Source organism: Bacteroides sp. K03 (genome assembly GCF_019734355.1).
In the GTDB taxonomy this organism is placed as follows: domain Bacteria; phylum Bacteroidota; class Bacteroidia; order Bacteroidales; family Bacteroidaceae; genus Bacteroides; species Bacteroides nordii.
Map to the genome: position 1 here is coordinate 43,088 of NZ_JAASHC010000035.1, position 16,092 is coordinate 59,179.

A 16,092-nucleotide genomic window follows, 5' to 3' on the forward strand; every position below is an offset into this window, starting at 1 on the left:
ATTTTGTTCAGTATTATTTTAAAGTTATCATCGAGGACTTTTTACATTTCCAAGAAGAAGGATAGCGCACTATCTGACAAATAAAAACAGAAAAATGGCCCAAAAATAAACTCTAAATAAATCGAGAAATACTTTTAAGAGGAAGATTAAAACAGACTCTCAACTTCGTGGTATATTCCTTCAAAGCATCACTGCAAATATTCTTAGTTTATGTGACTCAATTATTCTCCAAGAAAATAAGAGGTTACCGGTGCCTGCGGATATCCCATACTGCGATGAGCCACATAGCTACGATAGAGTGGATCCTGCATAAGCGTAATACGACGATCCTTTGCCGGAATAACAGTATGGTAAATGCGTAACTCTCCCGGAAGTGCAGTAATTAGCTCTTCACGCCAATCTCCTTCCATATCGGCCATCATCAGAATATCTCCCTCAACACCTTTGGTCAGCTCTTCGCCTTTCCACTTCCAGATACTCTGTTTCTTACCATTGGAAGAAGAGCCTGCTCCCCAACGATTATCATCGCCACGAAAGGTTTCACGAAGCAGATCGGCATCCCACCAAATCCAATTACGACAACCCGGAACCTCTTCACGGGTTACATTCAGTTTCTTTCCGTCTGAAGTCAACAAATACTTATCAGTACTCCCTCCTTTGCGGTCTTCACTGGCAAAGCACTCTAAACCGGGATATTCCGGATCAAAATCGGCTACCATACCATCACCTACGTGGTAAGTTGTATGCCCAATGTCCCATATTAATTCTCCGGTACGGGCACTCACAACAGATACCCCACGTCCATCTTCTTTTTTGGGTTCACTCACCATGAATACCTGTAATCCTTCCATATCCGGATGTAACTTACACAAATAGGCCTTATCGCTATGTCCTAATCCCGATGACCAGAGTAAAGTCCCATTATCATCAAGCATACAAGAACCCAGCAGTATCTCATCACGCCCATCACCGTCTACATCTCCCGTCACCATACTATGAGCTCCCATACTACGCACAACCGGATTTTCTTCGTCTCCATCCCAACGCCACATACGTTGTAGCTTACCTTCTTTTAATTGCCAGGCGTCTACCACCATCAACTTATAAGTACCACGGGCAGCGAGTATACAAGGTGTTTTCCCATCCAGATAAGCCACTCCCATCTGGTTGCGGTTCTGTCGGATCAGATTGCCATAACGATCATTCCGTTCGGGCCAGTCCACACGATCAATCTCTTTACCGGTCATTCCGTCCAGCACAGACAGATATTCACTACCACCACAAACACGTCCTTTCTCATTTTTTACAAAATCAGAACCGGCTGTTTTTATAGCAATTTCAGCTTTACCATCCCCATTAAAATCATAAACGATAAAAGGAGAATACCAGATACCAGGCTCAATACCAGGGCCCATATCATAGGTCCAAAGCCAGGTACCATCATTCAGATAGGCAGATATCTTATACGTTTTTCCGGTAGTATCTCCCGGCATACCCGGATCTACATTGGTTTCAGGTGTACGGATAATGTAATCATAAGCACCATCGCCATTCAAATCGGCTAAAGCTACTTTACCAGCCTTCGCATTATCTTTCAGCCGGATAGAAGTATAATTAGTACATTTCCCGGCTTCAATCTCTACTCTTTCGGATGCAACAGGTGTAAGCCCTTTTACCACGGGAACTACCCAATAAACCGCCTTTTCCTGTACAGGAGCATTATCAATAAAGTCGCAGGTTTGCATCACAGGTTTATTAGTGAGACGGCGTTTCTTGCCATTTACTTCCCGATAAACATGAAAGGCGGTAGCAGGAGTATCTGTATTCAATAACCGCCAACTAAGGTAAACCCCTTTCCCATCCTGGGAAGGAGCGGCATAAAGTCCGCGATTCAAATGTTCCGTAATCCGCTCTTTAGCAAAACCCTCAACCAGTGGTTTGGGCTCATGCCGCGGATCAAGTATCTCATACATATATTGCCGCTCGCGAGGGTCCTGTGCATAAACAGCAACTACAGCAGACAAAAAAAGTATCAAAGCAAAATATTTATTCATAATAGAAAGTTCCTTTCTTCATTGGAATTACTTTTACCGGGCCAATCAATCCACTTGACACAGGTTCCCAGTTTCCATATCCCGTTTTTTTATAATCCAGGCTTACAATATTGGCATCTTTAAAAATACGCCAGGGTATTTCTCTCCGGTCCATATCCGCAATGCGATTGGCAGGTAAGTTAGTTACTTCTACCTCCAGTATATTTTCACCGAGACGAAGATATTTACCTACCAGACAACGATAAGGAACTGACCACAATGTAGCAACGTCCTTTCCATTAATACGAACACGAGCGCTCTCACGCACATCACCCAAATCGAGTCTCCATTCAGGAATAGAAAGATCGTTCAGGTTAAATTTGAATGAATAAGAGGCTGTTCCCATTGTATTCTTTACTTCTGCTACCGGAAGTTCAGTCCATGAGCCCAGCGTTACCGAATCAGGAGCAGCCGAAACAGCCGGAATACTTTCTACGAAACGAAAGCCCCATTTACCCGTCAAAGTCAATCCATCGGCTTTTGGCTCGTAATATCCCCATGCAGAAGCCTGTACATCGGCATTCGTAAACGTTTTCAGCAATATTGATTCCCCGGATGCTACCTGCAAATACACCTCTGTACGTCCATCCTTCTGACGCAAAAGAGCTTTTCCACTCTCTCCGTTCACAGGATTATAGATCAGGACAGATGCAGCCTGAACTCCCAAAGGTATCCATCCTTCCGTATCTTCTCCTTTCAGGGCAGAAATAAAATAATGATATCCATCTTCGTTTGTACGACGGATACAACTCAAACCATAAGCTGTTTTCATCCTTTCGGGTTGTACACCTGTTTCCGCCAATGTGTGGTCATAATCCGTTCCAAACAAAATACGCCCTTTCCGTAATTTGTCTTTTTGTGCCATCAATTTCTTAAAAGCAGCACGACGTTCATTCAACCGGTCATATCCTGGAACATCTTCCGGATATTGTTCCAGAAATACAATAGTAGCTCCCTCATCTGCCAACCGGAATAATTTGGCAAGTACATCATCCGGCATCAGTCTCGCGCCCGGAATGAGTAACGCCTGATACACGGTACCTCCGGAGGTAACTAATTTCCCACCCATACAAGTAAGACAGCGTATGAAATTATCGGAAATATAATCCAAATCATAACCTGCATTATAAATACGATGAACTGCATCGATAAAACGGGGCGCACGCTTTGCCATTTTATGAATATCAAACATCAAGAGACGTCCGTCCTGCTCCTGCCACATATCATATACAGGCAGATATACCAGAAAATCATTATCAGATTTCCCCATCTGCAGAAAGCTCTGACAACGGGTTATATAATCAAAAAATGCCGGAGCATCCCGCCAGATATTATTTGTAGGGCTCATATCAACGGAAGCATAGAACTTCCATCCCGGCCATACAGCCTCAACAGGCGAATAAGTGGTCCCATGAAAATAGGTGTGATTTACCCCTGAGATAAACATCAGATCAATATCGGGCTTACACTGAGAAAGCGACGTACGAAAATGTTCCGTCAGCCAGGTGAATGTTTCAGACGAAGTAAATGGTTTACCGGCAATATGAGCAGCCGAAGAAGCATATTTCAGCATCGACAAGTCTGAATCGTTAGGACGTGTTAATGAATCACGGCGTAAACCACGGATTCCAAAATCAGAAATTCCGAAGCCCTCGCATTCGGGAACATCTACAGTAGTATACAGATCTATCAGATTACCAGGTGAGCCATGTGCTTGATTACGTGTTTTGGAACCGTGTGAATGCGCCCATTCTGTCCATTGTCGGGTAAAGTTCTCTAAAAGTAATTCGGCAATCGTCTCCCGGTAGTCGGAAATAATCCGGGAAACCATATCCGTACGTTTATCCGACAAAAATTCCGGAAGATGTTCTTCCAGTTTATATCCGCGGCGTGTGGCAAATTCGTCAAAAAGATTTTCAGTCCAATCTGCCTTATAGACTTCGTAAGAATCATTGAAGAAGTTATGCGGATAAGGTGCTCCTGATGCTTCAAAGGCACGTTCAAAACGATTCAGATAATTTTTCACAGCCCGGCCGGACAAATGATCCATCACGTATCCCTCTCCTCCGGGAGCAGCGCGCTTCACTTTCTGGAATGTCTTTCCGCAAAAGGCAGCTATCAATTGCCAGTTTCCTTTGGGAGCTTTCCATTGCAAAATACCGTCTTTCACTTTAGACGTCAGGTTTATGCATTTCCCTTTATCAGAAAAAGCCATCAAACGGCTTAACTTAGCATAGGCACGTTGCTTCTCGTCAGCAACTTCTATTTTCTCTTTCAGTTGTTCACCACCCTGCAATGTATATTCCGATACGAAAAGCTTGCAGGCAGCGTCTTCTATGGTTACCTCCGGGCCTCCGAAAGGCCACCCGGTACCAGTATTCATATCAATCTGCATACCCAGGCGATTCGCTTCACCCTCAGTATATTGCAGCATCTCCATCCAATGAGAAGAAAGAAATGGAATATCATTTTCATCATTTCCTTTTACTCCATAGATAGGAGTTATCTCCATCGTTCCCATTCCCGCTTTCGCATAAGCATTCAGATTATGAGTCAGATTTTCTTTATCTACGGCGCTTCCCATCCACCACCAACGGGCAGCAGGTTTCGATTCAGTGGTTATCTCCGGCCAACTTATTGTTTGTGCCGCTGCAAAAGGGCACAATAACCAAGCCAGTAACACTATTCTTATTTTTTTATCCATCATCCTAAGTAATGCATCACAATTAAATGATTATTTAGCGGGTATTATTTATACTAATTTTAAATCAGTACTCATCATTATTTTTATCACCTACTCTCCCAGTTCGATACATCCCATGATAAAAGGACCCGTAGCTTTGGCATCGTTATCACGCATTTTCTCACCGATATAATATTCAAAACTACCATCCCGGTACGGATGTCCTCCCAGACCACCTACCTGACAACAACGCGTCAACGTAAGTGTACCATCAGGATTCTCAATAAGCAGTTTGTCTTTCAATCCCTTAAAAGCTTTCTCCGCTACCTCTCTGTATTTCGCATCAATATATCCTTTATTTACCGCTTTTGCATAAGCATACATACACTGTGAAGTTACAGATGCTTCCGGGAAATTGCCTTCACGCTTCGGCTGATCAATCACCTGGTACCACAAGCCGGCCTTATCCTGGTATTTAGGAAGTGTATCGGCAAGCCCTTGTATCCAGCTTATCATATCGGCACGTCCGGGATGATTCTCCGGAATATAGTCCAGAGCATCCACCAAAGCCATAAACCACCAGCCGATACTGCGCCCCCAGAAGTTAGGTGAATGTCCCGTTTCCGGATCTGCCCAACGCTGGCTTTTACTCTCGTCCCAAGCATGATGATACAAACCCGTTTTAGCATCATAAGTATGCTTGTGACAAAGTGTAAATTGTTTCACTGCCTCATCTATCCACATCGGTTGATTGAACTCCGCCCCATATTGTGCCAGAAAAGGTGAAGCCATATACAAACCATCCAACCATATTTGGTGCTGATAAATCAATTTATGCCAATATGCACCCTCCAGTGTACGGGGATGGTTCTTCAACTGTTTTATTAAAAGGTCCATTGCCATTTTATACTTTTCCTTACCCGTCTCACGATAAAGATCAAATAGCACTTTACCCGAATTAATATAATCAATGTTGTAGGTGGACACATCATACAGATGGATTTGCCCTGTTTCATTTATCAGCGAATCCGCCCATGCCTCTACATAATCAAAATAACGCTTCTCACCTGTCTGTTTCCACATCCTTAGCATAGCGCAACAACCTACTCCTTGTGCATAGCCAAAAAACAAACGCTTTCCATGATCCAGTTGATAAGCCTTCGGAAACCGGCGCATCTCAGAATCAGCAAACCAGCGGGCATACGTATCCGGAGCAAAATGATCCGTACGGAAAGGTATGGCCGGGAAACCGGCTTTATTATAAAGATTCACACGGAAAAAGTTTCCGTAACCATAACGCACGGCTGTAGGCTGAGGAACCTCAGGAGCATAGAGTTCTACCTTATTCCCCTGGATCATTGCCGTTGCCGGATAAAAACGAGCATCTGGACCTGAAATAAAGAAGCCTTTTACAGGGGTATCATCAGGGGTCTGCAATCCACTTTCTGCATAATCAAAAGTAAGTGTAACTTTTCCCTCTTTCACTTTCATATTCTTATAAAGCGGACCGGAATAAGCCCCCTTTTTACCATATTGTTTAGCCAAAGCCCAAGCTGCCAGACGTTCCCCTGTCACCTTTTTATTACGCGGATGAATATCGATAGAATCAGCAGCATCTGTAATTACCGCCATACCCACATTGCGTAAACCACTCTGCCAGGTATTCAATTGTGCTTCACGAATGCCAGCAGGTTGTTTATAATGTGGAGCAATCTGCACAAAATAGAAAGGCATATCGGCCTGTCCCCATTCCTTACGCCAACTATTGATAAGGTTTGTAAATACCTCCTGATACTTTTCATAACGAATGGAATTAGATTCTCCCTGATACCAGATATTCCCTTTTATTGTATAACCCAGAATCGGAGCAATCATACCATTCCACAAGGTAGCCGGTACTTTACATTTATCTTTTTCACGTTTCACGTTTTGCACAGCAAAATCTTCCAGAACATCAGAATATAATGGGTTATTTTTCATAACCTCCATCTTCGTCCATGACTCAGCATGTGTACCTCCCCAGGTAGACTGGATCAACCCAACCGGAATTTGTAATTCTTTATAAAGTTTACGCCCGAATGTGAATCCAACAGCCGAGAAATCTTTTAAATTCTCCGGATTACAAATCACCCACTGCCCTACACAATCCTCTTTTTCATCCTCAGGCGCAAGTTGGTGCTCTACATGAAAAAGTCGAATAGAAGGATAATCAGCATCTTTCATCTCTTCCGCTTCATTTATCATCCCCGTTTTCCATTTAACTTTAGGATCACGTGCCACCGGAAACTCCATATTAGACTGTCCCGTACAAAGCCATACTTCACCTATTAATATATTATGTATGATAATCGTGTTTTCTCCTTTTACAATCAGTGTCTGATTATCCATCACCCCAGGAGTTTTCAACTGTAGCTTCCAATGTCCGTCAGCAGATGTCTGCACCGCATAATTTCTTTTATCCCAAGAAGGAGAAACAGTCACCTGTTCACCCGGACGGGCTTTTCCCCAGATATTCACCTGAGTTTTTTGTTGCAACACCATATTGTCTGAGAAAATAGAAGGAAGCGTTACTTTACCTTGTACCGGAAACGAAACAACATATAAGAATAGAAGTATAAAGTACCAAAACTGCTTTTTCATGTGCTTTTGATAGTTTAAGAAAATTAATGGATTTATTGATGATGCAAAAATAGGCAGAATCATCCAAAGTATTGATCTGTTTTTTGACTGTAATCTTAACCTTTTTGTCGTTTCATCTCAAAAATTACTTGTCCGTAGAATATCTCTACTACATATTCATTTTTCTATAAATCAACCGATAGGCTTTATTTAAAATACAAAAAAAGTTAAAGGCCATAAGAAATCTAAGTAAATAAAGTTACCTTTGAAAAATCCTTAAAACAAATGCTATGATTAAGGTGGTTTTACATAAAATAATTTATTGGAGTATAATATTAATCCCAATACTCCGAGCAAATTCTTTGTTTGCCCAAGTTCCAGTGATATCAATTCCTCAACCGGCAGAAATAGGTCGTTTCGATAACTTCCACCAAACTTCTCCCCAAAAGACACCTGGCATATCATCTTCCTGTGATGCCTTGATTCAAAGGCAAAATGAGGCCATCATACGTGAGGTAAAAGAAAACGAACGTAGAAGAGCAGCCATCAACCGCAAATATGCTATTCAGAAATACATGAAATCCAACTCGATCCCTTTACCGGATTTTTCCTCAGTTCCCGGTTCAGAATGTTTTCAAAGTGCCCGTGAAGAGATACTTGAAATGCTTGAAGGCAAAAAGGAGATGAGTCTGAAAAGAGCCGTATTCGTGACGGAAAACGCTTTTTTCGGGAATAAAATGAAATATAAGAGTTTGATGCAGCCATTCAGAATCTAAAACACATTTGTCTGCTGAAAATGCAGGAAGAAAAATTAGATAAGAATGACGGGTTAGCAAAATTAATGATGATCTTTCGTATTCTGTCGGAAGTTATCGAAGTCAAAGAACCCGGTAGTGAAAAAACAATCATTCATCACCCGATGAAATATGACTTTGAAGATTATCGCGCAGATGTTAACACCAGTAATTACATGGTATCAAAGCTTTTAGCCCAAAACACTGGACAGTGCCATTCCATGCCTTTATTGTTTTTGATTCTTGCCGAAGAGTTGGAAACAGAAGCTTTCTGGTGTTTTTCACCGAGCCACTCTTTTATAAAATTCCAAGACAAGCAAAACCGTTGGTATAACATAGAGCTAACTCAAGGTGCTGTTGTCACAGATGATTTCTATATGAATAGCGGTTTCATTAAATCCAAAGCTATACAGACAGGTATTTATCTGAATCCACGGACTATGAAACAGACTATTGCCCATATTCTCAATGACTTGTCTGCTTATTACATTTCCCGTTATGGCTATGATCATTTTATAGAAGAAAACAGCAATTTAGTTTTGCGCTATTCTCCTTCTGATTTAACGGCTTATCAACATTATGCAAACATCTGTGCTGTACAAGCTCTATATGTTATTAATAATTCGGCCAATGCGGGGTATAGTAGAGATCTTGTAGAACCTCGTGCTGTAAGTTTTGGAAATTATTTGCGAAGTACCTACTCATTGTCACCATTGAGAGAACAATATGGTTACATAAAAGGAAATTTCCACCAATTTGGAGGAAATGAAAAAATATCAGACTTTGCTACACTAGGCAATAATTCCGATAAAACAAGTTACGGTTTTAGTTATACAAAAACCACCACAATTGTTGAGAGTTACAAGAAAAATTTTCTGGGTTTAAGAGTACCTGATAAGACAAGAAAGGAAACTACTACTCATTATATGACTGTGTCTAGAGATAAAAACAATAATGTCTCTTTTCAGACATATAATAGTGAAGAAGAATACAGAAATGCAACCTCCAATTGGTAGATTATGGAAAGATATAAAACAAATAAGATACTCGGATTGATAACAATATGTATTAATGTACTGTTATTTTTCAAATCTCTCTATTTGCTTTTTACATATAATTTCACTGACAAATTGTTTTTGTTTATGTATCCGAATTGGGTCTTATTGATAAACGCTTTGCTTGGGATTATTGGAGCTTATATAGCACTACTTCTGTTCAAGAATATGATTGGAATTAAATTGTTTTTGATTGTAACATTAGTATTGTGGTTTATTTCTTTATCGAATTATTTTCTCTCAATATATTGAGAAAAGTAGCAAGTTTGTGTTTTGGTCTGCCCAAAACTGATTGAATAGTTTAAATCCCGTTGGTCTAAAAGTGGCTAACGGGATTTTTTGCTGTATTTTAGGAATACGCCTGCAGGACAGGCAGTATGGTCTTCTATTCCTACCCATGGAGGAAGAAACCCTGCAGGATATCTACAAAACCTTCCTGGCTAAAGAACCGGGTCATCCGTATAAGAAACTTCTGTACCAACGGAACAGTGTAATGTTAGGGCTGATGGTCTTCCAGGGATTAGACAGCGGTGATCTGGAACGATTGACGGTCAAAGACATCAACCTGAGGGAAGGCATTGTTTACATTGCAACATCGAGGAATAATGCGGTAAAAACGTTCAGACTGGAATCTGTTCAGATACTCTCTATTAACCACTACATGACCCATACAAGGCTCAGCTGAATGAAAAACAGGAAACCACAGAACGGTTCTTTGATCTGGTATCAACTCTTGTAACCAGGCTTAAACAACAGCATCCTGAAATCCGCAATCCAAGGCACATCCGTTCGTCGGTCATTATGAACTGGCTGAAGAAGTACCACATCCGTCAGGTGCAATACATGGCCGGGCATAAAAGGGTTTGTTCCACCGAACGTTACAAGCGGGAGGACCTGCACGATTGGACATTGCAACTTCAAAAGTACCATCCGATCAGACAAATCGGCCATACAATCTGACAAACTCCTGCTTTTTTTCTTTCAAATGAAATCAATTGAAAAGAAAAAATCTTATCTTTGGAAGTCAGAGAGAGTTAACGGGTTATGTTTTCATATCGAAAGACAGATTAAGAAAAATACGTTTTGATATCAACTCCACATGGGGATGCTCCCCATATTCATTTAGAAATCTTTAAAAATAGAAAAATGCAATACCAGGAACTCATCGTATATACCCTCAATAAATTTAATAAGATCAAAAAACATGAAAGCTATTTATAATAACATGAAATTTATAATCAAAAATGATTTTCCAGAAATAGGTACATATTTATATGTTTTTGAAAAAGGTAAATGCATTGCGGATTACTTACAGGACGACAGTTTATCATGTAAAGAATTTGCACTAGAAAAATATGGAGTTCCTATGGATATTTGGCAAGAAAATGAAGACGATTAAAATCCAAGATATTTTCCACTCAATCAAACAGGCTTTATTTTGCACTCAAAATCATTTTTGTTTTATGTTAAGATGTGTTTCAATGACACCTTTTGTTTTTCGGTCGGGATTTTTTTTGATTTGACGACACATCGTATATATCCCTAATCAATAATTCAATAAAATTGAAAATATAGAAGCTGTTTCCAAGAAGCCTAAGACAACTTTGCAATCTTCTATATTAGTTATATCGCTATACTCCCCCCTCCCTTCCAGTGTTTATTAAAACCATTTTTGAATAAATTCTGCTTTCATGTATAAAAAGAATAAAAAAGTTTGGTTTTATGCATCAAATCTCCAAAATATTGCATACTTTTGCGCCATTCTTAGAATAATTATACAAGATGAAAAAGAAAGCAAACCGATTAGATGCTATTAAAATGATTATCTCGAGCAAAGAGGTAGGGTCACAGGAAGAACTTCTGCAAGCACTTGCCGCTGAAGGTTTTGAATTGACTCAGGCTACTCTTTCTCGCGACCTGAAACAATTAAAGGTAGCCAAGGCAGCCAGCATGAATGGTAAATATGTGTATGTATTGCCCAATGACATCATGTATAAACGCGTAGGTGACCAAAGTGCCACTGAGATGTTAATGAACAATGGTTTCATTTCCCTACAGTTCTCTGGCAATATTGCTGTTATCAAAACACGTCCCGGATATGCCAGCAGTATGGCTTATGACATTGATAACCGTGAGTTCGGAGATATTTTAGGTACCATTGCAGGAGATGATACTATCATGTTAGTACTGCGTGAAGGAGCTGAACCTAAAATGGTGCAGAACTTTTTGTCGCTCATCTTCCCGAATATACAATAATCATATAACAATATACTCGACACACGAATTAAAGAAATGGAGACTCAAAAAATAGATGTGATGGTAGCCGACGCCTCACATGAGGTTTACGTTGACACTATTTTGGAGACAATTAAAAACGCAGCGAAAGTGCGCGGAACAGGGATTGCAGAACGTACACATGAATATGTTGCTACCAAAATGAAGGAAGGCAAAGCTATTATCGCCCTTGAAGGAGAAAAATTTGCAGGCTTTACTTATATTGAGTCATGGGGTAACAAACAATATGTAGCAACGTCAGGCCTTATTGTACATCCCGACTACCGTGGATTGGGACTGGCAAAACGTATCAAACAAGCCTCTTTCAAACTGGCTCGCTTACGTTGGCCATGGGCTAAGATATTCAGTCTGACCAGCGGTGCTGCTGTAATGAAAATGAATACAGAACTTGGTTATGTACCTGTAACATTCAACGAGCTGACTGATGATGAATCATTTTGGCGCGGTTGCGAAGGTTGTATCAATCATGACATACTGGTGGCAAAAAACCGTAAGTTCTGCATCTGTACAGCTATGCTTTACGACCCCGAAAAACATAAAGAAGATATTATATAAATAAGGAGATATATCATGGAACAGAAAAAGAAAGTGGTAGTTGCATTCAGCGGAGGATTGGATACCTCATATACTGTAATGTACCTGGCCAAAGAAAAAGGCTATGAAGTATATGCAGCATGTGCCAATACAGGAGGTTTCAGTGACGAACAACTGAAACAGAATGAAGAAAACGCCTATAAATTGGGTGCTGTGAAATATGTTACACTCGACGTAACACAAGAGTACTATGAAAAGAGCTTAAAATACATGATATTCGGAAATGTATTGCGTAATGGTACTTATCCCATCTCTGTCAGTTCAGAGCGTATTTTCCAGGCACTTGCCATTGCTCGTTATGCAAATGAAATCGGTGCGGATGCTATCGCTCATGGTTCTACCGGAGCCGGAAACGATCAGATTCGTTTTGATATGACTTTCTTGGTACTTGCACCGGGTGTGGAAATCATTACACTAACCCGTGATATGGCATTGAGCCGTCAGGAAGAGATTGACTATCTAAACAAAAATGGTTTCAGTGCCGATTTTACAAAACTCAAATACTCTTATAACGTAGGCCTATGGGGAACCTCCATCTGTGGTGGTGAGATACTGGATTCTGCACAAGGATTGCCCGAAACAGCTTACCTGAAGCAAGTTGAAAAAGAAGGTAGCGAACAGTTACGCCTTGAATTCAAACAAGGAGAACTTCATGCCGTAAACGGAGAAGTATTTGAAGACAAGATTGCCGCTATTCAGAAAGTGGAAGAAATTGGTGCCGCTTATGGTATTGGACGTGACATGCACGTTGGCGACACAATCATCGGTATTAAAGGCCGTGTTGGTTTTGAAGCTGCCGCTCCTATGCTGATCATCGGTGCTCATCGTTTCCTTGAAAAATATACATTGAGCAAATGGCAACAATACTGGAAAGATCAGGTAGCCAACTGGTATGGCATGTTCCTTCATGAAAGCCAGTATCTGGAACCTGTGATGAGAGATATTGAAGCTATGCTACAGGAATCACAACGCAATGTGAACGGTACGGCTATCCTTGAACTCCGTCCGCTCTCTTTCTCTACCATCGGAGTAGAATCTGAAGATGATCTTGTAAAAACAAAGTTTGGTGAGTACGGTGAAATGCAAAAAGGCTGGACAGCCGAAGATGCAAAAGGTTTCATAAAAGTAACTTCCACCCCACTACGCGTTTATTACGCAAACCATAAGGACGAAGAAATTTAGTCCCTGATGAGTAACGAACGTAAACTTACACGCTCACGTAGTGATAGAATGCTTGCAGGTGTTTGCGGCGGGTTGGCCCAATTCTTCGGATTGGATACCTCTCTCGTACGCATCGCCTATGCTATATTAACAATATTCACCGCATTTGCCGGTGTCCCTGTATATATTTTAATGTGGATTATCATTCCCGAAGAAAAAAACAGATATTCAAATGATTAAAGTAGGAATAATAGGCGGAGCCGGATATACCGCAGGTGAATTAATACGCCTGCTTCTGAATCATCCTGAAGCCGAAATTGTATTCATTAATAGTAGTAGTAACGCCGGAAATAAAATAACCGACGTACACGAAGGACTTTACGGAGAGTGCGATCTGACTTTTACAGACGAACTTCCATTGGATGACATTGATGTACTTTTCTTTTGCACTGCTCATGGCGATACCAAAAAATTTATAGAGAGCCACAACCTCCCGGAAGAATTGAAAATCATCGATCTCTCTATGGATTATCGCATTGCTTCTCCGGATCATGACTTTATCTACGGATTACCCGAACTGAATCGGCGCGCCACTTGTTCTGCCAAGCATGTAGCCAATCCCGGCTGTTTCGCAACTTGCATTCAGTTAGGACTGCTTCCACTTGCCAAACATTTGATGCTGAATGACGACATCATGGTGAATGCCATAACCGGAAGCACAGGAGCCGGAGTAAAACCCGGTGCAACCAGCCATTTCAGTTGGCGCAATAACAATATGAGCGTATACAAGGCTTTTGATCATCAGCATGTGCCTGAAATCAAACAGTCACTGAAGCAGCTGCAAAATAGTTTTGCATCAGAGATAGATTTCATCCCTTACCGGGGAGATTTTCCACGCGGCATCTTCACTACAATTGTCGTAAAAACAAAAGTTGCTCTGGAAGAGATCGTACGCATGTATGAGGAGTATTATGCCAAAGACTCTTTTGTGCACATCGTAGAAAAGAATATCGATTTGAAGCAGGTTGTCAACACCAACAAGTGTCTGATACATCTGGAGAAACACGGTGATAAGCTACTCATCATCTCCTGTATCGACAACTTACTGAAAGGTGCCAGTGGGCAAGCTGTCCACAACATGAATCTAATGTTTAATCTCGAAGAAACGGTAGGTCTCCGACTAAAACCATCGGCCTTTTAGATTGACGATTGGACGATTTACAATTAGACGATTGGGGTTACTTCAATTGTAAATCGTAAATCAATAAAAGTAACTTCAATCGTAAATTGTAAATCGTAAAATTGTAAATATCATGATGAATTTATTCGATGTATATCCTCTTTTCGATATAAATATAGTCAAAGGAAAAGGCTGCCATGTATGGGACGAAAACGGTACAGAATATCTCGACCTTTATGGGGGGCATGCCGTTATTTCCATCGGGCATGCTCATCCGCACTATGTTGAAATGATTAGCAATCAGGTTGCAAAACTTGGCTTCTATTCAAACTCAGTGATCAACAAGCTACAACAAGAAGTAGCAGCACGTTTGGGAAAGACTTCAGGTTATGATGATTATTCGCTTTTCCTTATTAATAGTGGAGCAGAAGCGAATGAAAATGCCCTTAAACTGGCTTCATTTCACAATGGAAGAACAAAAGTAATCTCTTTCAGCAAAGCTTTTCACGGACGTACTTCATTAGCAGTAGAAGCTACGGACAATCCAAAAATCATTGCTCCAATCAATGCCAATGAACATGTAACCTATCTCCCATTGAATGATACGGAAGCAATGAAAGCCGAACTGGCTAAAGGTGACGTTTGTGCCGTTATTATCGAAGGTATCCAGGGAGTAGGCGGAATCAAGCTACCTACTACAGAATTCATGCAGGAACTTCGCAAAGCATGTACCGAGAATGGTACGATACTTATTCTGGATGAAATTCAAAGTGGCTATGGACGTAGCGGTAAATTCTTTGCTCATCAATATACAGGTATCAAACCCGATATCATTACTGTAGCCAAAGGTATTGCCAATGGTTTTCCTATGGCAGGAGTACTTATCAGCCCGATGTTTACACCGGTTTACGGTATGTTAGGTACCACTTTCGGAGGTAACCACCTTGCTTGTGCCGCTGCACTTGCCGTATTGGATGTTATAGAACAAGAACAACTGATAGAAAATGCTGCTACAGTAGGTACTTATCTGATAGAAGAGTTAAAGAAGTTCCCGCAAATTAAAGAAGTACGCGGTGAAGGATTAATGATTGGTATGGAATTTGAAACTCCGATCAAAGAACTACGTACAAAATTGCTGAAAGAACAAAAAGTATTCACTGGGGTAAGTGGTACAAATGTTATTCGCCTCCTGCCACCTCTCTGCCTCAGTATGGAAGAAGCAACAGAGTTTCTAAATCGATTAAAGAAGATACTTTAGTACTTTACGTTACTAAGTTTAATCTAAAGTACTTTAAAGGAACAATTGTTCCTTATTCTATCAAAACAATTATTTAGTCGTATTGAGAAATATTTCTCAATACGACTAAATAATTTTAAATATCCGAGAACTCTCTACTTTCCTCTATTATTACAAAATAACATTCCCCCTTTTCTTCCGCTTAAATTCCTTTGTCATATCTTATAAACTACCAGCAAACTCCTCTACGATGATGCCCCTATTTATCGTAGAGAATCGCTCCGTTTATCGTAGAGAAACGACCCGTTCCTCGTATACTCTATTAAAACCAAATGTTTCCGCAGAATATTGCTTTAATAAATGTTAACTACGAAAGATATG

The 16,092-nt window shown here is 40.6% G+C and carries 13 protein-coding genes; 10 read left to right on the forward strand and 3 right to left on the reverse strand.

Translation table 11 applies throughout. The annotated features are described in order from the left end of the window. Positions 1 to 221 precede the first annotated feature (221 nt). The 3 genes from HCG69_RS18005 to HCG69_RS18015 all read right to left on the reverse strand — a co-directional run bounded on the left by HCG69_RS18005 (position 222) and on the right by HCG69_RS18015 (position 7,416). A complete protein-coding gene (locus tag HCG69_RS18005; RefSeq protein ID WP_221651166.1) occupies positions 222 to 2,054 on the reverse strand; it encodes a silent information regulator protein Sir2 in 1,833 nt (610 codons plus the stop codon). Beyond that, positions 2,047 to 4,800: a glycosyl hydrolase gene (locus HCG69_RS18010; protein WP_195448756.1), complete on the reverse strand. Its 2,754-nt coding sequence runs from the start codon at positions 4,798 to 4,800 to the stop codon at positions 2,047 to 2,049. Before HCG69_RS18010 ends, HCG69_RS18005 begins: the two co-directional genes overlap by 8 nt. Positions 4,801 to 4,887: 87 nt before the next feature. Next, positions 4,888 to 7,416, reverse strand: coding sequence for a glycoside hydrolase family 88 protein (locus tag HCG69_RS18015; RefSeq protein WP_195448758.1), 2,529 nt, complete (start codon positions 7,414 to 7,416; stop codon positions 4,888 to 4,890). A gap of 359 nt (positions 7,417 to 7,775) precedes the next feature. Between HCG69_RS18015 and HCG69_RS20780 the strand changes: the two genes are divergently transcribed. The 10 genes from HCG69_RS20780 (at position 7,776) to HCG69_RS18060 (ending at position 15,732) form a co-directional block, all read left to right on the forward strand. Further along, positions 7,776 to 8,171, forward strand: coding sequence for a hypothetical protein (locus tag HCG69_RS20780; RefSeq protein ID WP_255586231.1), 396 nt, complete (start codon positions 7,776 to 7,778; stop codon positions 8,169 to 8,171). A 20-nt stretch (positions 8,172 to 8,191) separates the two neighbouring features. Further along, positions 8,192 to 9,205, forward strand: a complete 1,014-nt coding sequence (locus HCG69_RS20785; RefSeq protein ID WP_255586232.1) for a hypothetical protein — start codon at positions 8,192 to 8,194, stop codon at positions 9,203 to 9,205. A gap of 361 nt (positions 9,206 to 9,566) precedes the next feature. Further along, the gene (locus HCG69_RS18025) at positions 9,567 to 9,929 is read left to right on the forward strand and encodes a hypothetical protein (protein WP_221651167.1); all 363 of its coding nucleotides are present in this window, start codon (positions 9,567 to 9,569) and stop codon (positions 9,927 to 9,929) included. 519 nt (positions 9,930 to 10,448) lie between these two features. Then, a complete protein-coding gene (locus tag HCG69_RS18030) occupies positions 10,449 to 10,643 on the forward strand; it encodes a hypothetical protein (RefSeq protein WP_195660559.1) in 195 nt (64 codons plus the stop codon). A 383-nt stretch (positions 10,644 to 11,026) separates the two neighbouring features. After that, a complete protein-coding gene (argR, locus tag HCG69_RS18035; RefSeq protein ID WP_221651168.1) occupies positions 11,027 to 11,500 on the forward strand; it encodes an arginine repressor in 474 nt (157 codons plus the stop codon). Positions 11,501 to 11,536: 36 nt separating this feature from the next. Beyond that, positions 11,537 to 12,094 carry a GNAT family N-acetyltransferase gene (locus HCG69_RS18040; protein ID WP_002559039.1) on the forward strand — a complete coding sequence of 186 codons (558 nt, stop codon included), beginning with the start codon at positions 11,537 to 11,539 and terminating at the stop codon, positions 12,092 to 12,094. A gap of 15 nt (positions 12,095 to 12,109) precedes the next feature. Further along, complete coding sequence (locus HCG69_RS18045) at positions 12,110 to 13,315, forward strand: argininosuccinate synthase (protein ID WP_221651169.1); 1,206 nt, start codon at positions 12,110 to 12,112, stop codon at positions 13,313 to 13,315. A 6-nt stretch (positions 13,316 to 13,321) separates the two neighbouring features. After that, positions 13,322 to 13,534 carry a PspC domain-containing protein gene (locus HCG69_RS18050; RefSeq protein WP_221651170.1) on the forward strand — a complete coding sequence of 71 codons (213 nt, stop codon included), beginning with the start codon at positions 13,322 to 13,324 and terminating at the stop codon, positions 13,532 to 13,534. Further along, a complete protein-coding gene (gene argC / locus HCG69_RS18055) occupies positions 13,527 to 14,495 on the forward strand; it encodes an N-acetyl-gamma-glutamyl-phosphate reductase (protein WP_221651171.1) in 969 nt (322 codons plus the stop codon). The genes HCG69_RS18050 and argC overlap by 8 nt, the downstream gene beginning before the upstream one ends. 115 nt (positions 14,496 to 14,610) lie before the next feature. Beyond that, positions 14,611 to 15,732, forward strand: a complete 1,122-nt coding sequence (locus tag HCG69_RS18060; RefSeq protein WP_221651172.1) for an aspartate aminotransferase family protein — start codon at positions 14,611 to 14,613, stop codon at positions 15,730 to 15,732. The last annotated feature ends 360 nt before the right edge of the window (positions 15,733 to 16,092 follow it).